Genomic DNA, 22,278 nt, shown 5'->3' on the forward strand with positions numbered 1-22,278 from the left:
AGCCCCATGCCGCACTTTATCGCTGAGTACACCGACAACCTCGAACAGCAGGCCGACTTGCCCGGCCTGTTTGAAAAAGTCCACCGCGTGCTGGGCGACAGCGGTGTGTTTCCGCTGGGCGGCATTCGCAGTCGCGGCGTACGCCTGGACACCTGGCGCATGGCCGACGGCAAGCACGACTATGCCTTTGTGCACATGACCCTCAAGGTCGGCCATGGCCGCGACCTGACCACGCGCGAGGCCGTCGCCCAAGCGGTGTTCGCGGTGATCATCGCGCACTTCGCCGAGCTGCAGGCACAGCGCTTGCTCGCGTTGTCGTTCGAGATGATCGAGCTGCACCCGCAGCTCAACTTCAAGCAGAACAATGTGCACGCGTTCCTGAACAACGCGGCGAGCTGAAACGACCCCGGCTCCTACAACTACAAGAAGAACACCATCATGAGCACAGCCCATTCCACTGCAAGCCTGCGGCTTGCCGAGCACGACCGCACCCATCGTTTGGTGACCTGGCGCCTGATGCCCTTGTTGCTGGTGTGTTACCTGTTCGCCCATCTGGACCGCATCAACATCGGCTTTGCCAAGATGCAGATGAGCAGCGACCTGCACTTCAGCGACACCGTGTATGGCTTTGGCGCCGGTCTGTTCTTCATCGCCTATGCACTGTTCGGCGTGCCCAGCAACATTGCCCTGGACCGCGTCGGGCCACGGCGCTGGATCGCCTGCCTGATGGTGGTGTGGGGCCTGCTCTCCACCGGCATGTTGTGGGTGGAGAGCGCGCGCGGGTTCTACGTGCTGCGCTTTCTACTGGGGGTGGCCGAGGCCGGGTTTTTTCCGGGGATCCTGGTATTCCTGAACCGCTGGTACCCGGCGCGCCGTCGCGCCCAGGTCACCGCCTTGTTTGCCATTGCCGTGCCTATGGCCGGGGTGTTGGGCGGGCCGATTTCCGGGGCGATCCTGGAGAACTTCCACGACGTCGGCAGCCTGCGCGGCTGGCAATGGATGTTCCTGATCGAAGGCGCGCCCGTGGTGCTGCTGGGGCTGGTGGTGCTCAAGTGGTTGCCGGACAGTTTCGAGTCGGTGCACTGGCTGACTGCCGAGCAAAAACAGCAACTGCGTACCCAACTGAGCAACGAGGAACAGCGCAAGACCATCACCTCGTTCGGCGGCATCCTGCGTGACCCGCAGGTGTGGCTGCTGGTAGCCGTGTACTTTGCGGTGATGCTAGCGGTCAACACCCTGGCGTTCTGGATGCCCACCCTGATCCACGGCGCCGGCATCGGCCGCGACAGCCAGGTCGGCTTGCTCAGCGCCGTGCCGTACCTGGCCGGTTGCTTCTTTATGCTCGGCTGTGGGCGCTCGTCCGACCGCCACCGCGAGCGCCGCTGGCACCTGTGCGTGCCATTGCTGATGGCGGCGTTCGGTATCGCCGTGGCGGGCCTGGCGCCCGCCAATGCGCTGCTGGTGATGAGCGGGCTGGTGGTCGCCGGCATGGGCGCGAGTGCCGCCCTGCCGATGTTCTGGCAACTGCCGCCGGCGTTTCTCTCCCACACCACCCAGGCCGCGGGCATCGCCATGATCAGTTCGTTCGGCAGCATCGCGGCGTTCCTCGCGCCCTACCTGATCGGCTGGATGCGCGACGCCACCCAGAGCGCCAGCCTGGCCCTGTACGTACTCGCGCTGTTTATCGCCCTCGGTGGCTTGCTGGTGCTGCGCACCCAGGCCGCCATCGTCAACCCACACTAGAGACCGTTGCCATGCTCGACTCCCAGCAAATCCTCGCGGCCGCCGCCCACCTGGACCGCGCCGAACGCAGCCGCGAACAGGTGCGCCAGTTTTCCCTCGACTACCCCGATATGACGATCGAGGACGCCTACGCCATCCAGCGTGAATGGGTCGCGCAGAAGATCAAGGACGGGCGCACGCTCAAGGGCCACAAGATCGGCCTCACGTCACGGGCCATGCAGGTGTCGTCGAATATCACCGAACCCGATTACGGTGCCCTGCTCGACGACATGTTTTTCGACGAAGGCAGCGACATTCCCTTCGAGCGTTTTATCGTGCCGCGGGTGGAGGTGGAACTGGCTTTCATCCTCGGCAAGCCGCTCAAAGGCCCCAACTGCACGGTGTTCGATGTGCTCGACGCCACCGAATGGGTGATCCCGGCGCTGGAAATCATCGACGCCCGCATCCAGCAGGTCGACCCGCACACCAACGCCACGCGCAAGGTATTCGACACCATCTCCGACAACGCCGCCAACGCCGGTGTGGTGCTCGGTGGCCGTGCGGTGCGCCCCACCGAGATCGACCTGCGCAAAGTGCCGGCGGTGCTGTATCGCAATGGCGTGATCGAAGAGTCCGGGGTGTCGGCGGCGGTGCTCAACCACCCGGCCAAGGGCGTGGCGTGGCTGGCCAACAAGCTGGCGCCCTATGACGTCACCCTGCTGCCCGGCCAAGTGATTCTCGGCGGTTCGTTTACCCGCCCGGTGGCGGCCCGCCCTGGCGATACCTTCCACGTCGACTACGACCTGCTCGGCTCGATTGCCTGCCGCTTCGTCTGAACCCAGGAGTGCTGTCATGGACATGCCTGTCAACCGCTTCAAGCAACGCCTGCACAACCACGAAGTACAGATCGGCCTGTGGCTCGGCCTTGCCAACGCCTACTGTGCGGAACTGGCGGCCAACGCCGGTTTCGACTGGCTGCTGATCGACGGCGAACATGCGCCCAACCACCTGCCGGGGATGCTCGCGCAATTACAGGCCATCGCGCCCTACCCCAGCCAGGCGTTGATTCGCCCGGTGATCGGCGACACGGCGCTGATCAAACAACTGCTGGATATCGGCGCCCAGACGCTGCTGGTGCCCATGGTCGAAAACGCTGCCCAGGCCCAAGAACGGGTGCGCGCCCTGCGCTACCCGCCCCAGGGTATTCGCGGGGTCGGCAGCGCCCTGGCCCGCGCCTCGCGCTGGAACAGCATCGCCGATTACCTCGACCAGGCCGACGCGCAGATGTGCCTGCTGGTGCAGATTGAGAATGCCGAGGGCCTGGCCAATCTGGACGCCATTGCCGCCGTCGAAGGCGTGGACGGTGTGTTTATCGGCCCGGCAGATTTGAGCGCGTCCATGGGCCATCGGGGTAACCCGGGGCATCCGCAGGTACAGGCGGCGATTGAGGACGCCATCGTGCGTATCGTCAAGGCGGGTAAGGCCGCAGGGATTCTCAGTGCAGATGAAAATCTCGCACGACGCTATATCGAGATGGGGGCGACGTTCGTGGCGGTGGGGGTGGATACCACGGTGTTGATGCGGGGCCTGCAAAGCCTGGCCGGGAAGTTCAAAGACGTACCGGTGGCTGCCAATACCGGTGGTGTCTACTGAAATCCATGTGGGACCTGGCTTGCCTGCTCCCACAGTTGACCGGTGGTGGTTCAGTCACTAGGTCAGCGCTTGATGTTCTTCAAGTCATCCAGCAACCCCAACAAGGTCTGGAATTTCTCTTCGCCAAACTGATCCTGCAAGCGCTGGTAGTTGGCCTCCATGCACTGGCTCATGGACTCAAAACTCGCTTTGCCCTTGTCCGCCAGGGTAATCAGCACCCGGCGCTGGTCCTGTTCGGCCTTTCGCCGGTGCACCATGCCGGCCGCTTCCATGCGCACCAGCACGCCGGTCATGCTCGGCTTGAGGATGCAGGCCAGTTCCGCCAGTTGGTAGATCTCCAACTCTCCATGCTGTTCAAGGATGCGGATGATGCGCCATTGCTGTTCGGTCAGGCCGTGTTCATTCAGGGAAGGACGGAAAAAACTCATCGCGGCCTCACGCGCTTGCAGCAAGGCCAGGGTCAGGGATTGTCGAGGTGTGGACATAGGGCTCAGGGTCACGAAGTATTTAGTTAATAGTTTAACGAAACTCTAACATTCCCGGCCGGCGAGCGCGCTATAACTTGTAGGTGCCCTCGCCCGTGGCGCGCTGAATCAAAAAACCGGGCACGCAGGATCAAGACTTCCAGCCCGCCAGGGGCCCTAATGGAGGCATCCGCTTTAGCGCCTTCCTTCACTTTCTCAGGCTGCGCCATGATCAACATCGAAACCCCCACGTACTACACCGCCACCAAGAAATACAACCTCAGCTTCCCCACCCTGAAACAGGATATCGACGCAGACGTCGTGGTCATCGGTGGCGGCTTTTCCGGGATCAACACGGCCCTTGAGCTGGCGGAAAAAGGCATCACTAACATTGTGGTGCTCGAAGCGCGCTACCTGGGCTTTGGCGGCACGGGCCGCAACGGTGGGCAGATCATGGCGGGCATCGGCCATGACCTGGAGAAGATCAAGAAGGACGTGGGCGAAGACGGGCTGCGCCAAGTGTTCGAGATCAGCGACCTGGGCGCCGACATCATCAAGAACCGCATCGCCAAGTACAACATCGACGCGGACTTTTGCCACGGCTACGGCTATATGGGCTTCAACGCCCGCCAGGAAAAAACCCTGCGCGCCTGGGAGAAAGACTTCAAGTCGATCAACAGCCAGCACGAAATCCGCTTTCTCGCCGGCTCCGATGTGCAGCAGATCATCGGCTCCACCGCCTACACCAGCGCCCTGTTGCACATGGGTGGCGGGCATGTGCATTCGCTGAACCTGTTGCTGGGCGAAGCTACCGCACTGGCCAGCCATGGCGTGAAGATCTTCGAAAACAGCCCGGCGCTGGAAGTCAGCTACGGCGAGCGCATCACCGTGCGCACCGGTCGCGGTTCGGTACGCGCCAGCAAGTTGCTGTGGGCCTGTGACAGCTTTCTCAACAAGCTGGAGCCAGAACTGCACCGCTCGACCATCAACACCTACGCGTTCCAGATGATGACCGAGCCGTTGTCCGAGGAGTTGATCCAGCGCATCAGCCCAATCCGTGGGGCCTACAGCGACATCCGCCCAGTGATCGACTACTACCGCGTCACCAACGAGAACCGCCTGCTGTTCGGCGCCGCCACGCCTTTGGTGGAGCACATTCCCGGCGATCTGAAAGCCTGGAACCGTCACCTGATGCTGAAGATTTTCCCCTACCTCAAGGACGTGAAAATCGACTTGGCCTGGGGCGGCCCGATGGCGTGCAGCCCGAACCTGTTTCCGCAAGTAGGCACCTTGCCGGGGCGCAGCAATGCGTTTTTCGTGCAGGGCTATTCCGGCTTTGGCGTCACGCCCAGCCACATCATCTGCAAGGTACTGGCCGAAGGCATGAGCGAAGGCTCGGCGCGTTATGACCTGGTCAGCTCGATTCACCGCCCCACCATCATCGGCAAGGACGCGATTCGCCCCCTGCTGCTGACGGCGGGCAAATCCTGGCACCAACTTTCCGGCTACTGGAATGGGCGCCGCTAACCCTCTTTTCTCACTCACAGGAACCACTGCCATGCCTCTTACCGCCCTGAAACACAACGTCCAGCTGTCGGAACTCGACGCCTGGGGCACCGTGGCCGACCTCGGCTCGCAAATCCTCGAAGGCGACGTACGCGCCTTCGGCAAGATGACCTTTGGCGCGCCCACCGATGCGGTCAGCAGTGCGTACTTCGGCACGACCCAGGGCAAGTTCCGCATGGTCTACCCCTTCGCCGAGCAAGCCACAGTAGTGACCGGCGAAGTGGTGCTGACCGACGAGTCCACCGGCCAATCCACCCGCTACAAGGCCGGTGACAGCTGGTTCGTGACCAAGGGCACGCCGGTGCTGTGGGAAGTGGTCAGCGAGAGTTTCGTCAAACACTACTTCGCCGTCGTGTAAGGGAGGCGTTGCCATGTCGAATTCATCTGACTGGATCACCGTGGGCGCCCTGGCTGAGGGGTTTGCACCCGAGGCGTTCATCCTGCCGAACCTGGCCGACCTGGCCGGCCAGACCTTCACCCTGCACTTTGCCAATGGCTGGCGGATCGAACACCGCTTCGAACAGGAACGCCTGGCCTGGCACGCCGCCGATGGCCACTCTAGCGGCAGCGCCGCCTACCGCGCCAGCTCGATTCGCCCGGGCCTGTACCTGGTGGACTTTATCAAGCACGAGGCCGGGCAAAGCTGGTCGATCAGCCTGGTGCTGGACACACCAAATGCCTCCTTTACCGCGGTGATTGGCCGTATGCCGGAACCAGCAGAGACCCACGAAGGCCTCTACCACCGCGCCCTGGCCGGCAAACCGCTGACCTCGGTACAGGTCGACTTCCTCCACGGCAGCCTCGACCGGCCGTGGCAGGATGGCCACTGCCTGCACGCCCCCACCGACGAGTTGGTCGGCTTGCGCAACCACTATCGCTACAGCCCCAGCGAGGTCTACGAGCACATCTACCTCAACCCGCAATTTTACGCCTGGCAATGCCTTGAGGGCGTGGAGAAAGGCTTGTGCGACACCGACCGCTGCCATTACTACAAGATCGCCGAACAGCTGTACCTGTTCGTCTGGCAGGAGAAGATCGTACCGACCCTCGGCCTGGTGCTGATCGACCTGCAACAGCACCGCAGCGACGGCAAGATCTTCGGCTATGCCGGGGCGTCCTTCGACGCGTTGTCGAACTTCCCGATCAGTTCCTATTGCCAGGTGCTCAACCGCACGGAGTATCCCCGTGACTGAGCTGCGCACGGTGGTGATCACCGGGGCCGGCACCGGCATCGGCGCTGCCTGCGCACGCTTGTACGCACAGGAAGGCGCACGGCTGGTGCTGATCGGTCGACGTCGTGAGCCCCTGGAACAGGTGGCGCAGGACACCGGCGGGCTGATCCTGGTGGGCGATGCCGCCTGCCCGGACACCTGGGACGGCTTTATCCAGCAGATCCGCACCCACTGCGGGCGCCTCGATGTGCTGCTGGCCTGTGCCGGTGGCCATGGGCTAGGCAGCGGGACCCAGACCAGCCCGGCCACCTGGGAAGGCGCGCTGCGCAGCAACCTCGACAGTGCGTTCTACAGCGCCCGCGCCTGCCTGCCGCTGTTGCAGGAAAGCGCCGGGAACATGGTGCTGATTGGTTCCATCGCCTCATTGGCGGCAGGCCCCGAGGTGTGTGGCTACACCACCGCCAAGCATGCGCTGCTCGGGCTCAACCGCTCGCTGGCCCGTGATTATGGGCCCCATGGCGTGCGGGTGAACGCGGTGTGCCCAGGCTGGGTGCACACGCCGATGGCCGACGCGGAGATGCGGCCTTTGATGGAGGCGTACGGCGAGAGCTTGCAGCAGGCCTATGCACGGGTGTGTGCCGATGTCCCGCTGCGGCGCGCCGCCCGTGCCGACGAGATCGCCAAGGTGTGCCGCTTCCTGGCCAGCGACGACGCCTCGATCATTACCGGCGCCACGTTGGTGGCGGACGGTGGGGCCAGCATCGTCGACGTGCCGACGCTGGCGTTTACGCGCCTGGAGCCTGCCCATGACGAATGACCTGGATTTCAGCGGCCAGGTCGTGCTGGTCACCGGCGGCGCCCAGGGCATTGGCCTGGGCATCGTCCAGGCCTTTGCCCAACGCGGTGCGCGGGTGGTGATTGCTGACCGTCTGCTTGAACAGGCTGAAGCCGTGGCTGCCCGGTTGTGCGCACGGGGGCATCAAGTTGAAGCCGTTGGCGTTGACCTGGCGGATGCCAAAGCGGTGTTTGCTTGCGTCCAAGGCTTGGCGCAACTGGATGTACTGGTGCACAACGCCGGGTACTTTCCGCTGACCGCCTTTGCCGACATCACCCCAACGATCCTGGAGCGCACCCTGGCGGTGAACCTGTCGGCGCTGTTCTGGCTGACCCAGGCGGCGTTGCCGAGGTTTCGCGAGCAAGGCCGGGGCTGCGTGCTGGTGACGTCTTCAGTCACCGGCAACCGGGTGGGTTACCCGGGGCTGAGCCACTATGCGGCGTCCAAGGCCGGGGTGAATGGGTTTATCCGCAATGCCGCGCTGGAGCTGGCGCCGTTGAATGTGCGGGTCAACGGCGTGGAGCCCGGCATGATCGCCACTCCGGCGATGGATAACCTGGGCGATGCGGCCGTGAATGACAGCATCGCCCGCCGTGTGCCGCTGGGGCGCCTGGGCGCGGCGGCGGATATTGCCGGGGCGATGGTGTTTCTGGCCTCTGACCTGGCGGGCTATATCACCGGGCAGACGCTGGTGGTGGACGGTGGCGCGACGCTGCCCGAAATCTGAAACCCGATCGTTCCCACGCTCTGCGTGGGAATGCATCCTGTGACGCTTCGCGTCACGACTTCTGGAGCGGGACGCGGAGCGTCCGGGGCGGCGTTCCCACGCAGAGCGTGGGAACGATCACGAGGAGCTGTTTATGCCCCCACCGCCTGCAACCGGCTGGAACGAAACTCCTTGGGCGACACCTCGAACTGCTTCTTGAACGACCGACTGAAATGCGCCGAGTCGGTAAAGCCCCATTTGTACGCAATCGAGGTGATCGACTCACTGCGCAGGAACGGGTTGGTCAAGTCATCCGCACTGCGCTTGAGCCGTGCGCGCTGGATATAGCGGCAGACGCTGTCGTCCTGTTCTTCAAACAGACGGTACAGATGCCGATCGTTCCCACGCTCTGCGTGGGAATGCATCCTGTGACGCTCCGCGTCACGACTTGGAGCGGGACGCGGAGCGTCCGGGGCGGCGTTCCCACGCGGAGCGTGGGAACGATCACGCTTGCACCGCCTGCAACCGGCTGGAACGAAAATCCTTCGGCGATACCTCGAACTGCTTCTTGAACGAGCGGCTGAAGTGCGCCGAGTCGGTAAAGCCCCATTTGTACGCAATCGAGGTGATCGACTCGCTGCGCAGGAACGGGTTGGTCAAGTCATCCGCACTGCGCTTGAGCCGTGCGCGCTAGATATAGCGGCAGACGCTGTCGTCCTGTTCTTCAAACAGACGGTACAGGTGCCGATCGTTCCCACGCTCTGCGTGGGAATGCATCCTGTGACGCTCCGCGTCACGACTTGGAGCGGGACGCGGAGCGTCCGGGGCGGCGTTCCCACGCGGAGCGTGGGAACGATCACGCTTGCACCGCCTGCAACCGGCTGGAACGAAAATCCTTCGGCGATACCTCGAACTGCTTCTTGAACGAGCGGCTGAAGTGCGCCGAGTCGGTAAAGCCCCATTTGTAGGCAATCGAGGTGATCGACTCGCTGCGCAGGAACGGGTTGGTCAAGTCATCCGCACTGCGCTTGAGCCGTGCGCGCTGGATGTAGCGGCAGACGCTGTCGTCCTGTTCTTCAAACAGACGGTACAGGTGCCGATCGTTCCCACGCTCTGCGTGGGAATGCATCCTGTGACGCTCCGCGTCACGACTTGGAGCGGGACGCGGAGCGTCCGAGGCGGCGTTCCCACGCGGAGCGTGGGAACGATCACGCTTGCACCGCCTGCAACCGGCTGGAACGAAACTCCTTGGGCGACACCTCGAACTGCTTCTTGAACGACCGACTGAAATGCGCCGAGTCGGTAAAGCCCCATTTGTACGCAATCGAGGTGATCGACTCACTGCGCAGGAACGGGTTGGTCAAGTCATCCGCACTGCGCTTGAGCCGTGCGCGCTGGATATAGCGGCAGACGCTGTCGTCCTGTTCTTCAAACAGACGGTACAGATGCCGCACCGAAATATTCAGGCGGTTGGCCAGGCCGATCGGGCTCAGGCCTGGCTGGCTCAGGGACTCATCGATGACCTTTTGTACATAGCTGCGCAGGTTATTGCCGTGCAACGCAGCAACGCCCTCGCGACACTCATCGCCCTGCTCCAACGCCGACCCCAACAGCGAGACGAAGGCCGCTTGCAGCGCTTCCACTTGCGTGGCGTCTTCGTCGGTATCGTCCTTGCACAGTTGGTCCATCAGCACATGCAGCATGCGCCCGCAGGCTTTGGTCGAGGAGATCTTGCCGAAGGCCCGTGCCTGGCCACCCAGGTGCTTGCACACCGCACTGCGCGACAGGGACAACGAGGCGTGTTCGATCAGGCCGAAGGGGGTGATTTCGATGGAGCCCACCGAGTCCATCAACAGCATTTCTCCGGGGGCCAGTTGTACGGTCTGGTCGTTTTGGGTGATCTGGGAGTAGCCGCTGCGCTGGCTGACCAGGAAACATTCCTGGTCGTTGTCATGGTCGGCTTGGTGCGTCGGGCGTTTGATCAGCCCGGCGTTGGTGCGCAGGATGGCCAGGCCACGCGACAGGTTGTGGATCTCGCCGATAAACAGCGAACGGTTGAAAGCCAGCTGAGTATCGAAGTGGCCGCACGCGGCGCGCAGTTCGCGGTTCCAGCTGTCGAGCCCGTCGGGTGCATGCTGTGGGATGCTCATGGGGTGTCTCCGCAGTGGCGTTATTCTTGTTGTTCTGCGCAATAGTTAACATGTTATCTATATGCACGCAACAACAACCTGTTTGCCCTTTGCAGAAGCACTAATGGTGCCAATCAGAGATTCGACAGTACCCTGTGCAGGCCGACCAATGTGGCGAGCAGATGCTCGCGTTGTGCACGGCTTAGCGCAATGTAGCGCCGAAACGCCGGCATGCGGTTGACCACCTCGCTGCCGCCCATATGCTCCAGGCGAACGCACCATTGCTGGTCGTGCAGCTCGATGCGCAGGCGCTTGAAATCCAGCGGCATTAACGCTTGGAACAACGTGCTGTCAGCCAGCAGACGCGCCTGCAACTCACGGCCCAGTGCCTGATTGCCAGAGCGGCGCCGCACATGAATGCCGCTGCGACGGATCGCGCCGCCATGGTGCACTTCGAAGCTGCCAGCGCCACCCGCTGCCGCAGGAGCGCGCAGGACATATTCGGTCAGCACCAGGTGCATCAACAACTGCGACTCGGTGCGCTCGACAATTTCGAAGGCCACACCGTCCACTTCAAGGGTTGCCAGGCCCAGATCACGCCGCAGGTGGGCCAGGGTCACCCCCGGCCGATACCCACTGGGTGCGCGGTCAGCACGAAACAGCTCAAACAGTTTTTGCCGCAAGGTCGCTATAACTTGCATGGGCGTGCCCCGGTTCGTGATTGAATTCCTTGGCCAACACCTCCTCTACGCAGGCGGGCTTGAAGGGGTTGACCTTCTGCACCACCAGGGTCCAGAACAGCGCGTAGGTGGCCGTCACGCCGAGCATCACGCCAAACGGCACGTAGATGTCCGCCGGGTTCATGCCGGGCGGGGTGATAAACCACATGCCCAACAGGATGCCGATGCTGGAGACGATCTGCGGCAGCGGGAACCACGGCGAGCGATAGGCGCGGGGCAAGTCCGGACGCCGAATGCGCAGGATCACCACCGACAGCGTCACCAACAGGTAGGCAAAACTCCAGGCACACACCGCCGCCAGCACCAGGTGCATGATGTTGTCGGTGTTGCCGCCCAGGTACAGCGCGTGCAGGCACGGGATCAACATGGCCACCAGGATGCACAACAGCGGCGTCTTGAAGCGCGGATGCAGGTAGGTGAACACCTTGGGCAAGGCGCCATCCACTGCCATGCCGTAGAGAATGCGCGGCACGCCAGCCATCAGGGTATTGATGGTCGCAGCGCCAGCGAACAGAAAGCCGATGCCCAGCCACAACGGGCCGATCTGCCCCATTACCTGTTCGGCAAACCGGGGGATGGCCATGGGTGTGTCCAACAGGTGCACCCCCGAAGCTGCGTCGAGCACCACGTTCTCCACCTGGCGTTTCATCGCCGCGCCATAGATGAACATGCAGGTGGCCACGCCCATCAGCCCGAGCATCATCGCCCGTGGCATCACCTTGGCCGATTGGCGCAGGTCCGGCGCCAGCGGGGTGACGAACTCGCAGCCCACGAACATGAACATCGCCATGCCCACCAGCGACAGCACGGTAACCAGGTCGGTGCCCACCAACGACTCGCCGAACCAGCCCTCCAACTGCACCGCCGGCGCGGCGATCAGGCCCAGTACGCCGAACACCATCAGGGTGGTCCACATGCCGAAGGTCAGGATGATCTCGGCGCGGCCAAATGCGCTGACGCCAAAAGCATTCAGCACGCCGAACACCAGTACGAAACCGACGCCCAGCAACCACGAGCCGCCGGCCGACTCTGCCAGGGTATTGAGGTGTTCGAAGTTCACCAGGGCCATGACCCCGGCGAGGATAGTTTCGGCGGTGCCGGCGAACACATGCACGATCAGGTAGGCCGACAAGGTCCCGGTGATCGCAAAGAACCTACCCATGCCACAGTTGATGTAGTCGTACACCGAACCGGTGGTAGGCAGTATCGACGCGGCCTCGGCGAAGGTGGTGGCCTGGGCCAGCATCATCACCACGGCGAGCAGCATCGCCAGGGCAAAGGCGCTGCCGCCGATGCCGAAACCCATGGTGGCGGTGAGGATCACCGGGCTGGCCATGATCAGGCCGATGGTGCTGGCCAACGCAGTGGGAAAACCTACCGTGCCCCGGTTGAGGTGTGCGGTGAGTCGGTCGTTGATCGACATGGAGGGGTCCTCGAAGCGGTTTTTTTTAATGTGTCGGCACTCTGCGCCCCACTCCCGTTGATCGTCTTGCCCCTGTCTGCCGCCGGTTTTGTTGCTGCCTGCCACGGCGTGTGGCCTGGCGGCCAGAGTCAATTGCCTGGCACGCAGGGAAAAGACTTGGCCTCATACCGCTCGCCCTAATGCGCCCTCACTCTTAACCAAGATGGGGTCAATAACAATGGAGCACACACTGAAAAACCGCCGCCTGCGCCAGACGGTCGGCCTGGGCGTGGCACTGCTGGTGGGCCAGGCGCAGGCCATCGAGTTGTATGCCGACGCCGACACTCAGGTCACCGGCAACTTCCTCGCCGTGTACGGTATGTTCAATAGCCCGAAGAACTACGATGGGCGCCGCGACGGCTCCACTTGGCGTGAGGCGTTCATCAAGTACGGCCTGAGCGTCGAACAGCGCCTGGGCAACCTGGGCGGTGTGTATGGCACGGCCAACCTGGTGAGTTCCGGTACCTGGGGCGATGGCGACGCATCCGGGTTGACCAACGGCACCGAGCGCACCACCAAGTTTGACGAAGCCTTCGCCGGCTGGCGGTCCGGGGAGCTGTTCCCGGTTTTGGGCAAGGACGGTGTGGACCTGTCGTTTGGCCGCCAGATCATCATGTTGGGCGACGGTTTTATCCTTAACGACGACGGCCCCAACCTGGGCAACGGTGTGGGCGACGGCGAGTTCAATCGCGGCGGCGCCTACTACATCGCCGCACGCCATGCCTTCGATAAGACGGCGGTGATTCGCCTGGGTGGCAAGGACGGCGTGCATGGCAGCCTGATGTGGATCAAATCCGACAACCGCGCCCAGGCCCTCACCGAAATGGCCGCCGGCACCCTGGAATACAGTGCCGCGCCGGGCACCCTGGGGTTGACCTATATTCACGGCATCGATGTGGATGAGCGCTTCGCCACCGACCTGCAGCGCCAGCGCAAAGGCATGAACCTCTACAGCCTGCGCGGCACCGGCAATGCCGGTATCGACAACGCGCACTTCGCCTTCGAACTGGCGCGCCAAAGCCGTCGCGACGGCCAGGAAAATGCCGGCTACGCCGAAGCCGGTTACACCTTCACCAACCTGCCGTGGTCACCGGACCTGACCTACCGCTACGCCCGTTATTCGAAGAACTGGGACGGCATGTTCTCAGGCTTCAACCGTGGCTACGGCACCTGGGTGCAGGGCGAAGTAGCGGGCAACTATTCCGGCCCCTTCAACAGCAACACCGCCGTGCAGCACGTGGCGCTCAAGGTCAAGCCACTGGAGAACGTCACGCTTGGGGCGCTGTTCTTCGACTACAACACCGTCAGCACCCGCGGCCAATTGAACCTGGATGGCCGCGAACTGGACCTGTATGCCGAATGGGCCGTCAACGAGCACCTGATCATCACGCCGCTGCTCGGCCTGTACAAACCGAATAAATCAGCCGAAAACGGCGGCAATCAGATCGGCGGCAACGGCACCAATGTCTACAGCCAACTGGTGGTCGCCGTGCCGTTCTAAACCGCCTCGGGCGCGCACGGAGGCAGCGCCCGGACCTCGGCATAGGCGCCCTGATGATAGAGCAGCGGCGCACGGCCAAAATCATCAAAGGCCACCACCTTGCCGATCATGATCCAATGGTCGCCGCCGTCCACCTGCTGGTATTTCTCACAGTGAAAACGCGCCGAGCAATCGGCGAATACCGGCGAGCCACCCTCTCCCGGCTCGTATTCGATCAGGGCGAAGCGGTCTTCACGGGGGCGCGCGAAATTGTTGGATAGATGCACCTGGTCCGCCGCCAACACATTCACGGCAAAGTGGCTGGCCTCCTCGAACACGGCATGGCTATTGGAGCGTTTGTCGATGCTCCACAGCACCAGCGGCGGGTCGAGGGACACCGAGTTGAAACTGTTGGCCGTCACGCCCACCTTGCGCCCGGAGGCGGTGGCGGCGGTGACCACGGTCACGCCGGTGGCAAAATTGCCCAAGGCGCGACGAAAGGCCCGTGGGTCGAATACGTCAGACATGCAAGACTCCCGGGTGGCCTCTATGGGCCGCCCTGATTGTTGTAGGGAAAACGCAGCTACACCATGCTCGGGTCGGGTTCCAGGCCCATCAGCTCACGGCCAAGGATTTGCGCGCACACGTCATAGTCGGTGTAGGCATGCGCGCCGGTCATGTGGGCATCGCGGAACAGGCGCTGCATTTCGTTGTGTTCGAACCAGGCATTGCCACCGGCGGCGGCGAACAGGCGGTCTACCGCTTCGATGCACATCTTGGTGGCGTAGGCCTGGTTGGTGCGCCAGAACGCCAGGGTTTCTCGCGCGGGGTAGCGGTGGGCAGCGCTGTGTTCGGCGTGGTCTTGCCAGGTTTTCTCCAAAAACGCCCGAGCGGCGGCCACCTGGTGGGTGGACTCGGCCAAGCGCATCAGCGCCGGGGTCGCTGCGCCAACGGCAGCACCGGTGTAGGCGCGCACACGGTTTTTGGTTTTTTCGCGGAACACCTCCAGCATGCGCTCGGCCACGCCGAGGCTGACGGTGGAAAAGCCACTGGCGAAATACGGCCGATACGGCGCGTAGAAAATCTGACTGTCTGGGTACAGACCAAAGCCTGCGGACTTGCCTTCCATCATGTCCTTGGCCTTCTGGATCCGGTGCTCAGGCACCCAGGCGTTGTCGATGATCAGGGTCTTGGTGCCACTGCCTTTCATGCCGGCCGCGAACCAGTCATCGCGGATCTGATAGTCACTGCGCGGCAGCACGGCAAAGCAGTAATCCTGGGTACCTTCGGCATTCTGGCGACGGCAGCCGACAATCGCCCACTCGCCATGGTCACAGCCGCTGCTCCAGCCCATCTCGCCACTGAAGTACACGCCACCCTCGCCCTCGGTCACCCGGCCGAACGGCGCAATACTGCTGCTGGCCGTGGCATCCGGGTTGGCGCCCCAGATCTCCTCCTGCAACTGCGCCGAGAACAGCGCCAGTTGATGGCTGTGGGTACACAACAAACTCATGGCCCAGGCGGTGCTGGCGCAACTGCCGGCGAGCAAGGCGATGCAGTCGGCGAATTCGGGCAGCGACAGTTCCAGGCCACCGAATGCCTTGGGCTGGAAGGCGCGGTGCAGGCCGATGCTTTTGAGCAGCGCGATATTCTCATCCGGCACCTGGCGCAGCTGTTCGGCACGACTGGCGTTCGCGGCAATGGCAGGCAGAAGAGGCTTGAGGTCTTCGAGGAGCGGGTTTGGCTTTTTCATGGACGGCCCTGCTTATTATTGGAAGTCCGGCAGGCGCTCCGAATCGTGGAACGGCGCGGGATGCAGGGCCAGTATCGAACGGCTTGCGCCGGCACAACATGCACGTTCGGCAGGCAAGGTTGTACTTTTCACAGGCACGGCAGGCACAGGCATAAAACCTGGCAGGCACAGTCAAGCCGCGTACCTGCGCGTTGGTTAACCTCGGGGTTTCTTTTGTGAACTGCCAGGAACCTGCCATGAGCGATATCCCGCTGCTGCCTCACGTCGAAGCCTTTTTGCGTCGCCGTCATGGGCTGTTTATCGACGGCGCCAGTGTGCGCAGCCACGCCGATGCACGCCTGAGCGTGACCAACCCCGCCACCGGCCAGGTGATCGCCGACGTGGCCGACGCAGACCTGGCGGATATCGACGCCGCGGTCGCTTGCGCCAACCGTGGTTTCCAGCTGTGGTCCCAGACCGCTCCCGCCATCCGTGGCAACGTGCTGCTGAAACTGGCCGACCTGCTGGAACACCATCGCGAAGAACTGGCGCAGATCGAAACCTGCCAGTCGGGAAAAATCATCCAGATTTCCCGCGCCTTTGAGGTCGACCAGGCCGCGCACTTCCTGCGCTACTACGCAGGCTGGGCCACCAAGCTCAGCGGCCAGACCCTCACGCCGTCGCTGCCTTCGTTCAATGGCGAGCGCTACACCGCCTTCACCTTGCGCGAACCGGTGGGCGTGGTGGTGGGCATTGTGCCGTGGAATTTCTCCACCATGATCGCCATCTGGAAGCTCGCCTCGGCACTGGTGACCGGTTGCAGCATCATCATCAAGCCCAGCGAATTCACACCGCTGACCCTGCTGCGCATCGCCGAACTGGCCATCGACGCCGGGTTGCCGGCGGGGGTGCTCAATGTGCTGACCGGCGGCGGCCAAGTCGGCAAGGGGCTGGTGGAACACCCCGGCACGCACAAGGTGTCCTTCACCGGCTCAGTGCCCACCGGTATTGCAGTAGGCCGCAGTGCCATGGGCGCCGGGCTGACCCGCGCGACCCTGGAACTGGGTGGCAAGAACGCCGCCGGCTTCCTGCGCGACATGGATGTAGACAAAGCGGTGGATGGCATTATCGAAGCGGGTTTCCTGCACTCGGGGCAAATCTGCGCAGCGGCCGAACGTTTCTTCGTGCACCGCTCGCAAATCGACGCCGTGCTGGAAAAACTCAAGGCGCGTCTCAGCCGCCTGACCATCGGCTCGCCCCTGGATGAACACACCGAATTCGGCCCGGTGACCCACCAGCAACACCAACAAAAACTGCTCGGCTACTTCAACCAGGCCCGCGCCGAAAACAACACGATCATCCACGGTGGCCACCTCATCGACCGCCCCGGCTGCTACGTCGAACCCACCGTGATCCTCGCCAACCACCTGCACGACACCCTGCTCAACGAGGAGACCTTCGGCCCCATCGCCACCTTCCTGCCCTACGACGATGAAGACGAACTACTGACCATGATGAACCACGGGGCCTACGGGTTGAGCGCCAGCCTGTGGACCAATGACCTGGGCAAGGCCCTGCGCATGATCCCGGCCGTCAAGGCCGGCACCCTGTGGGTGAACATGCACACCTTGCTCGACCCGGCAGTGCCGTTTGGTGGCAGCCGGTCTTCGGGATTAGGGCGGGAGTTTGGCAGTGCGTTCATTGAGGACTACACCGAGCTTAAGTCGGTGATGGTTCGGTATTAAGGGCTGAGTGCCGACGACCGGAATCAGGGCGCAGGTTTGGCGGGTGGGCCACGAAACAGGTTCCTGGAAATGATGTCGGCCTTCAGTATCTTGAGTTGCAGATGACGATTCACTGCGCCAACTCCTTCCATATAACGGGTGACATGGCGCTTCCACGTATCGACCAACACGAAGGGCGCCAAGCCAATTGCAACAAACGGAAAAATAACCAAACCGAAAAGAATTTTCATAAGTTCCAAGCAGCCTTGCAACAAATTCACAGGGCCCAAGGATTTTTCATAATGCAATTTCTTGGTCAACACGTCGGAAATCAGGTTCGTGCCGATGGCGGCGGTTACAAACGGGAAAACAAAGAGGAACAGGTTGGAGCGGTGTTTCACCTGGTCAAACAGAGCACCGCTGATTTTGCCTTTTTCGTGCAGTGACTGCGCCAGCCCATTGAATGCGTCGATGGAGACCACGGCACACGCGGCAATCGAAATCAGCGCAACGCCGGTCGCCACGACAACTTGCGGCGTGGTGTCTTTGTCCAGAATGAAGCCAATCACCGCCATCACCAACACAAAGGCCATCACCAAAAAGCCCAGTTGCACATCCAAGCCAAACAACAATTCGTAATTCATCCGTGAACCTCTCTATCAACACTAATTAAAATAACCAACTGTCACTGATAAGGAATCAAGTGATCGTGCTCCAGATCCCGCATCAACTCGCTCAACATCTCGCTTTCGCTGCGGGGCTCGGTCATGGGGATGTACCAGGTCGTAGCTGTCCAACCACCACGCTTGTAAGCATAGGTTTTGAGCAGTTGCCCGTCCTTGAACAGCGAGCCGTGCAACTGGCGCTCGTAGGTGTAGGGCACTGGCACGGTCAACAGCGTCAACGCGCCAAGTATCGCCGGGAGCGCACCGGCCCCTTTACCGCCGCGTTGATCGACCAACAAGCTGTAGCCCGTCTTGCTGAAACCGCCATCCATAAAACTGAAGGCACCTGTGTCACGCAACAACTGGATAACTTCGCGTTGCGTCTGCTGTTCAAACCTCGACACGGGCGACGGCATCGTGACACTCATCGGCACGTAGGCACGCTCTGCCTTGTAATCCAACGGTTTGAGGGCGGTACCGCAACCACCGAGCAACAGCACGGCGGCCAGTAACGTAGTCCTGATCATTGTGCGTGCTCTTCGGGCAGCAGCCCGTCGCGCTGTACATCTTCGGCAAAAGCCCGTGCAACACGGTGACCGCTCTGTAGCTCCATCCCGCCAGGGCCATCCAGCAGCCAGGAATATTTGTGGGTGACGTTGCGGTAGCTGTACTGCTTGAGCTGCTTCCCATTGTGCTGCAGGGAGAACTCGGTGGTGGTGTCAATGCTCACGGACAGGGGCAGCAGAAACAGAGTTGCCGCGCTCAGCAGTACCACCGGGAAAGGCGGCATATCACGCTGAACGTTGTAGCGCACCCACACCGAGTAATCGTCCGCGTTGCCCCGGCCGCTTTCGACACTGCGAAACACCCCAGTCTCACGCAATTGGTTACGAATTTGTGCTGCATTAAGCGGGTCATCGATCATGACGTGGATCGGCTTGAGATATTCCTTGCCATCCGGCAATGCACGCTCAGGAAGCGTATGGGTGGTTGCACACCCGGTCAGCAGCGCCAGGGCGCTGAACGTAATAAAACGGTTCATGGGCGTGTCTCGTGAAGGATGTTCTGGCCCGCCCCGGATGGCAGCGGCGCGATGATATAAGGGGCGGCGCTGCGATAATCCAGCGGCAACAACTCCAGAGCCGGCAGGCCCGCAACAGAGTGCCGCGCTAGCGGCTCATCGCGTGCTTGCTGGTCGCGCCAGCGGAAGGCACACAGCGAAGCGCCAAGGCATAACGAGCGAAATTCACCGAGGTAATAGGCGTTGCCGGCCTTCAGGCGCAGTGGCAGGTTGAATTTCTCTCGCGCCTGCACCGAGGTGTAGGTCGTCCCCAGAGGGGGTGAATAACTGCTGGAGAAAAACTGAAAATCATAGAACTCATAATCCCCAGGCTTGAGCGCCAACACGAATACACTGGCGGCACCGGCCGCATCCTTCACATCCTGAGGTGTTTGCCGACCGACGCCCACCCAGATCGCTGCGGCGCCAAACTCGGAACCGCGCTTGCGAAACAGTAAACGCTGATTAGGCGCAGGAGATGCGCTAAGGCTCTGCGGGCCGATTGATCCGACTACATAAGCGACCGGGTCCTGGGGGCCAGGTTGCAACGGCTGGCTAACCAGCGACGCAGACTGAGTACCGCAACCTGCCAGGGCTGCCGTAATCAAGAACAAGGCCAAAGGCCGAGAGAAGCGAGACATATCGAACCCTGAACGCAGGCATAAAAATAAACGGCAGGCGTCAGGAAAAATATGGGATGAGCCTTCCTGGCGCTGCGCCTCGCGTCACTGCGAGGGGGGCGAATGGTACGGGGGGAATCGCGGTTTGACTACAGATGATCAGCAGCATTTGTCAGCGCTCGGTGAAAGCCACTCATATCACCGCCTCCGCCTCAATCTCAATCAACCACTGCGGCAACGACAACCCGCTGACGATAATCCACGAAGACGGTGGCGGGTTGTGCGGGAAGCGCTCAAGTAGCGCATGGGCGATCGACGCTTGCTGCTCACGGGCAGACTCGACGATATACAGCCGCAGCATGATCACATGAGACAGGTCGCCACCGACCTCGGCCAGCACCTTTTCGATATTGTCCAACGCTGCGGCGGTCTGTTCGGCGATGCCGGGGCCGACCGTGTGCTCTTGAGCATCTACCCCCACCTGCCCCGACAGCATGATTCGCCGGCCCTCTGGCACTTCCATGGCCTGGCTGAAACCGTACTGCAGGGAGTTGAATACCGTCGTGGGATTAATAACCTTTCGTTGCATGACCAATCCTTGTTGTCAGTAGGAAAACAAGGCTAACCCAAAGGAATCGCTAAGGATGATGGTTCAACATCCAGCAACATGTTCGTGGGTGAAGCGCTGAACCTTGAGTGCCCGGCGGCCTGATGAAAACGCGCAAACCCGCCAGGCAATGACATTCCCCTGTGGGAGCCGTCGAGCTTTAGCGAGGCCGCGATAGCGGTGGGTCAGGCAATGAGTATGTTGACAGTGCCGCCGCCATCGCAGCCTCGCTAAAGCTCGACAGCTCCCACATTGGATCGGCTGTGTCTCAGTAGATAGTGATCCATGCTGGAACTTCACTGCTATCATCCAGCCACTACTTATGACATGGAGGTCGCTATGCACCAGGTAACAACCCTCGCTTGCTTACTGGTATGCGGCGCCCTCACCGGCTGCAGTATCACGCAAACCGTCACCCCCGTTCCCTCCTCAACTGTTCACTCGCCCGAAATCTGCATGATTCCCGCCGCAGGCTTGCGTGAAGGCTTCAATACGACTTACACCGCTCAATTACGCAGTAAGGGCTTTCAACCCCGCGAGTTGCCGCCAGGCGCCCCGCCCGCCAGTTGCGCGCTGTCGACCACTTATATCGGTACATGGAGCTGGGACATGGCGCTGTACATGAGCTTCGCCGATATTCAGGTGTTCGAGAACGGTCGAAGGGTCGGACAGGCGTTGTATGACTCAACTTCGGGTGGCGCCCGAATGGGCAAGTTCATCGACGCGCAAAGCAAAATCATCGAGATGACCAATCAGCTGTTTCCCAATGCTGATTACGGCATGACTCGACGTCAGGCTGACCTTCTTCCCTAGAGCGAGCTCATCCACCTGCCTGCGCCACACTTCATACCACCTTCTGTAGGAGCGAGCTTGCTCGCGAAAAACCCACAGGCGCCGCACTTACTCAGGAAGCACGCGTTATCGTTGACGTTTTTCGCGAGCAAGCTCGCTCCTACATGGCATTATCGTGCCAGGCTACCAGGTGCCCATCGCCAGGCTGTGCGGTGAAAATTCAGCGAATTGCCAACGCAAGGCCAACGCTGCCGGGCGGCGGACCACATGTTCCACCGTCACCGTCCACAAGCGCTGCGCGCCTTCGAACTCAGCTACTTGCGGCCCGCTCAGGATCAACGAAGTACGCCCGGCCACTTGCAGCACGTCACCCGTCTCAAAATCAACAAACAACAACCCCGCCACCGGGTTGGCGTGCAGGTTGCCGAGGGTGTTGAAGAACAGGTTGCCGGCAAAATCCGGGATGGTCAGTACGTTACCTTCCACTCGCACAAATCCCGTATTGCCGCCTCGGTGGGAGACGTCCACCGAGCGTTCGCCGTGCAGGTCGACGTAGCTGGCGACGAAGAAGGTGTCGGCGTGGCGGATCAGTGCTTGTGCGGCGTCGTCCAGGCGGCAGCTGCGCTCGGCCAGGTTGCCGGGTTTGCGCGCAATGCCGGCGACGGGGCGCAGTTGGATGTACTTGGGGCAGTTGCCGAAGGTGTGTACCACCTCGACCGTGAAGCCCTCCTGCTCAAGCGTTCCAATGCGGCCATTCATGCGATTGCGGCGGCGGGTGTTGAGGTCGATGCCCAGCAGGCCAATGGCCGAGCCATCCGTTATTCCAGCCCAGGCGGGATCAGTTCTGGAAGGCAGGCTGTCGATCTGCAGCGTGTGCGGATCTGGTGAGTGCGCGAAGCCTGGTGCGCCCTCCAGCATCGTCGCCCAGGGGATGCCTTGTTCGTCCACCACGCCCGCGATCAAGTACGGCAGCAGCGGATAGAAATCGCGGTGCTGCTCAGGCAGATGATCACGAATGACCTCGGGCCCGATCATGGCCATGCGTTCAGAGACGCCGGCACTTTCCTGCATGTGTCGTTCGCCGACATGCCAAGGGGTTGGTTCAATCGAGTGCATGGCGCTCACCTCCGGTTAGATACTGAAGATGCT

General features: G+C 61.8%; 23 protein-coding genes and 4 pseudogenes. 12 read left to right on the forward strand and 15 right to left on the reverse strand.

What is annotated here, in order from left to right; genetic code table 11:
- Window positions 1–6 precede the first annotated feature (6 nt).
- From AB9N64_RS07195 to hpaI, 4 genes are read left to right on the forward strand one after another with little or no spacing between them, the layout of a single operon-like run.
- Window positions 7–399, forward strand: coding sequence for a 5-carboxymethyl-2-hydroxymuconate Delta-isomerase (locus tag AB9N64_RS07195; RefSeq protein ID WP_014719074.1), 393 nt, complete (start codon window positions 7–9; stop codon window positions 397–399).
- Between the two features lie 39 nt (window positions 400–438).
- On the forward strand, window positions 439–1,743 hold the full coding sequence (locus AB9N64_RS07200; protein ID WP_020301328.1) for an MFS transporter: 1,305 nt from the start codon (window positions 439–441) through the stop codon (window positions 1,741–1,743).
- 11 nt (window positions 1,744–1,754) lie between these two features.
- On the forward strand, window positions 1,755–2,558 hold the full coding sequence (gene hpaH / locus AB9N64_RS07205; protein ID WP_019821184.1) for a 2-oxo-hept-4-ene-1,7-dioate hydratase: 804 nt from the start codon (window positions 1,755–1,757) through the stop codon (window positions 2,556–2,558).
- Window positions 2,559–2,574: 16 nt separating this feature from the next.
- Window positions 2,575–3,375 carry a 4-hydroxy-2-oxoheptanedioate aldolase gene (gene hpaI, locus AB9N64_RS07210; protein WP_371360090.1) on the forward strand — a complete coding sequence of 267 codons (801 nt, stop codon included), beginning with the start codon at window positions 2,575–2,577 and terminating at the stop codon, window positions 3,373–3,375.
- Window positions 3,376–3,437: 62 nt separating this feature from the next.
- On the opposite strand, the gene hpaR is transcribed toward hpaI, so the two are convergent.
- The gene (hpaR, locus tag AB9N64_RS07215) at window positions 3,438–3,860 is read right to left on the reverse strand and encodes a homoprotocatechuate degradation operon regulator HpaR (protein ID WP_014719078.1); all 423 of its coding nucleotides are present in this window, start codon (window positions 3,858–3,860) and stop codon (window positions 3,438–3,440) included.
- Between the two features lie 207 nt (window positions 3,861–4,067).
- Between hpaR and AB9N64_RS07220 the strand changes: the two genes are divergently transcribed.
- Genes AB9N64_RS07220 through AB9N64_RS07240 form a run of 5 tightly spaced genes read left to right on the forward strand, consistent with a single transcriptional unit; the run spans window position 4,068 to window position 8,139 of the window.
- The gene (locus AB9N64_RS07220) at window positions 4,068–5,366 is read left to right on the forward strand and encodes an NAD(P)/FAD-dependent oxidoreductase (protein WP_371360091.1); all 1,299 of its coding nucleotides are present in this window, start codon (window positions 4,068–4,070) and stop codon (window positions 5,364–5,366) included.
- Window positions 5,367–5,397: 31 nt separating this feature from the next.
- Window positions 5,398–5,763, forward strand: a complete 366-nt coding sequence (locus AB9N64_RS07225) for a cupin domain-containing protein (protein ID WP_019821177.1) — start codon at window positions 5,398–5,400, stop codon at window positions 5,761–5,763.
- Between the two features lie 13 nt (window positions 5,764–5,776).
- Window positions 5,777–6,598, forward strand: coding sequence for a molybdenum cofactor biosynthesis F family protein (locus AB9N64_RS07230; RefSeq protein WP_019821176.1), 822 nt, complete (start codon window positions 5,777–5,779; stop codon window positions 6,596–6,598).
- Entirely contained in the window at window positions 6,591–7,394 is an 804-nt protein-coding gene (locus AB9N64_RS07235) for an SDR family NAD(P)-dependent oxidoreductase (protein WP_371360092.1), read from the forward strand. The genes AB9N64_RS07230 and AB9N64_RS07235 overlap by 8 nt, the downstream gene beginning before the upstream one ends.
- On the forward strand, window positions 7,384–8,139 hold the full coding sequence (locus AB9N64_RS07240; RefSeq protein WP_073452990.1) for an SDR family oxidoreductase: 756 nt from the start codon (window positions 7,384–7,386) through the stop codon (window positions 8,137–8,139). The genes AB9N64_RS07235 and AB9N64_RS07240 overlap by 11 nt, the downstream gene beginning before the upstream one ends.
- Window positions 8,140–8,270: 131 nt before the next feature.
- Here the strand turns inward: AB9N64_RS07240 and AB9N64_RS07245 are convergent.
- From AB9N64_RS07245 to AB9N64_RS07270, 6 genes and pseudogenes are all read right to left on the reverse strand, one after another.
- Window positions 8,271–8,513, reverse strand: a pseudogene (locus AB9N64_RS07245) (helix-turn-helix domain-containing protein); the annotation flags it as partial.
- Window positions 8,514–8,622: 109 nt separating this feature from the next.
- A pseudogene (locus AB9N64_RS07250) lies at window positions 8,623–8,865 on the reverse strand (helix-turn-helix domain-containing protein); the annotation flags it as partial.
- A gap of 109 nt (window positions 8,866–8,974) precedes the next feature.
- A pseudogene (locus AB9N64_RS07255) lies at window positions 8,975–9,217 on the reverse strand (helix-turn-helix domain-containing protein); the annotation flags it as partial.
- Between the two features lie 109 nt (window positions 9,218–9,326).
- Window positions 9,327–10,268: a transcriptional regulator FeaR gene (gene feaR, locus AB9N64_RS07260; protein ID WP_339230990.1), complete on the reverse strand. Its 942-nt coding sequence runs from the start codon at window positions 10,266–10,268 to the stop codon at window positions 9,327–9,329.
- A gap of 113 nt (window positions 10,269–10,381) precedes the next feature.
- On the reverse strand, window positions 10,382–10,948 hold the full coding sequence (locus AB9N64_RS07265) for a DUF3156 family protein (protein ID WP_032901972.1): 567 nt from the start codon (window positions 10,946–10,948) through the stop codon (window positions 10,382–10,384).
- A complete protein-coding gene (locus tag AB9N64_RS07270) occupies window positions 10,911–12,410 on the reverse strand; it encodes an APC family permease (protein WP_032901975.1) in 1,500 nt (499 codons plus the stop codon). Before AB9N64_RS07270 ends, AB9N64_RS07265 begins: the two co-directional genes overlap by 38 nt.
- A 217-nt stretch (window positions 12,411–12,627) precedes the next feature.
- Here AB9N64_RS07270 and AB9N64_RS07275 point away from each other — a divergent pair, with 217 nt between their 5' ends.
- Window positions 12,628–13,950: a hypothetical protein gene (locus AB9N64_RS07275; RefSeq protein ID WP_371360093.1), complete on the forward strand. Its 1,323-nt coding sequence runs from the start codon at window positions 12,628–12,630 to the stop codon at window positions 13,948–13,950.
- 32 nt (window positions 13,951–13,982) lie between these two features.
- Here the strand turns inward: AB9N64_RS07275 and AB9N64_RS07280 are convergent.
- Together AB9N64_RS07280 and AB9N64_RS07285 are read right to left on the reverse strand one after the other, a co-directional pair.
- Window positions 13,983–14,456 (reverse strand): annotated as a pseudogene (locus AB9N64_RS07280) (flavin reductase family protein); the annotation flags it as partial.
- A gap of 56 nt (window positions 14,457–14,512) precedes the next feature.
- A complete protein-coding gene (locus AB9N64_RS07285; protein ID WP_032901980.1) occupies window positions 14,513–15,682 on the reverse strand; it encodes a p-hydroxyphenylacetate 3-hydroxylase oxygenase component in 1,170 nt (389 codons plus the stop codon).
- 236 nt (window positions 15,683–15,918) lie between these two features.
- Here AB9N64_RS07285 and AB9N64_RS07290 point away from each other — a divergent pair, with 236 nt between their 5' ends.
- Window positions 15,919–17,406 carry an aldehyde dehydrogenase family protein gene (locus AB9N64_RS07290; protein WP_072433822.1) on the forward strand — a complete coding sequence of 496 codons (1,488 nt, stop codon included), beginning with the start codon at window positions 15,919–15,921 and terminating at the stop codon, window positions 17,404–17,406.
- Window positions 17,407–17,429: 23 nt separating this feature from the next.
- On the opposite strand, the gene AB9N64_RS07295 is transcribed toward AB9N64_RS07290, so the two are convergent.
- The 5 genes from AB9N64_RS07295 to AB9N64_RS07315 form a co-directional block, all read right to left on the reverse strand.
- On the reverse strand, window positions 17,430–18,029 hold the full coding sequence (locus AB9N64_RS07295) for a hypothetical protein (RefSeq protein ID WP_371360094.1): 600 nt from the start codon (window positions 18,027–18,029) through the stop codon (window positions 17,430–17,432).
- Between the two features lie 41 nt (window positions 18,030–18,070).
- Window positions 18,071–18,577 carry a hypothetical protein gene (locus AB9N64_RS07300; RefSeq protein ID WP_003192419.1) on the reverse strand — a complete coding sequence of 169 codons (507 nt, stop codon included), beginning with the start codon at window positions 18,575–18,577 and terminating at the stop codon, window positions 18,071–18,073.
- The gene (locus AB9N64_RS07305) at window positions 18,574–19,092 is read right to left on the reverse strand and encodes a hypothetical protein (RefSeq protein WP_003192421.1); all 519 of its coding nucleotides are present in this window, start codon (window positions 19,090–19,092) and stop codon (window positions 18,574–18,576) included. The genes AB9N64_RS07300 and AB9N64_RS07305 overlap by 4 nt, the downstream gene beginning before the upstream one ends.
- Window positions 19,089–19,751 (reverse strand): hypothetical protein, encoded by a 663-nt coding sequence (locus AB9N64_RS07310; RefSeq protein WP_032874242.1) that lies wholly within the window; start codon window positions 19,749–19,751, stop codon window positions 19,089–19,091. The genes AB9N64_RS07305 and AB9N64_RS07310 overlap by 4 nt, the downstream gene beginning before the upstream one ends.
- Window positions 19,752–19,923: 172 nt before the next feature.
- The gene (locus tag AB9N64_RS07315; protein WP_003192423.1) at window positions 19,924–20,319 is read right to left on the reverse strand and encodes a RidA family protein; all 396 of its coding nucleotides are present in this window, start codon (window positions 20,317–20,319) and stop codon (window positions 19,924–19,926) included.
- A 357-nt stretch (window positions 20,320–20,676) separates the two neighbouring features.
- Between AB9N64_RS07315 and AB9N64_RS07320 the strand changes: the two genes are divergently transcribed.
- Window positions 20,677–21,150: an Sbal_3080 family lipoprotein gene (locus AB9N64_RS07320; protein ID WP_032874240.1), complete on the forward strand. Its 474-nt coding sequence runs from the start codon at window positions 20,677–20,679 to the stop codon at window positions 21,148–21,150.
- 162 nt (window positions 21,151–21,312) lie between these two features.
- On the opposite strand, the gene AB9N64_RS07325 is transcribed toward AB9N64_RS07320, so the two are convergent.
- A complete protein-coding gene (locus AB9N64_RS07325) occupies window positions 21,313–22,245 on the reverse strand; it encodes a pyridoxamine 5'-phosphate oxidase family protein (protein ID WP_371360095.1) in 933 nt (310 codons plus the stop codon).
- Between the last annotated feature and the right edge of the window lie 33 nt (window positions 22,246–22,278).

Origin of the sequence: Pseudomonas sp. KT_2_4 (assembly GCF_041410225.1) — a bacterium.
GTDB classification, from domain to species: Bacteria; Pseudomonadota; Gammaproteobacteria; order Pseudomonadales; family Pseudomonadaceae; genus Aquipseudomonas; species Aquipseudomonas paracarnis.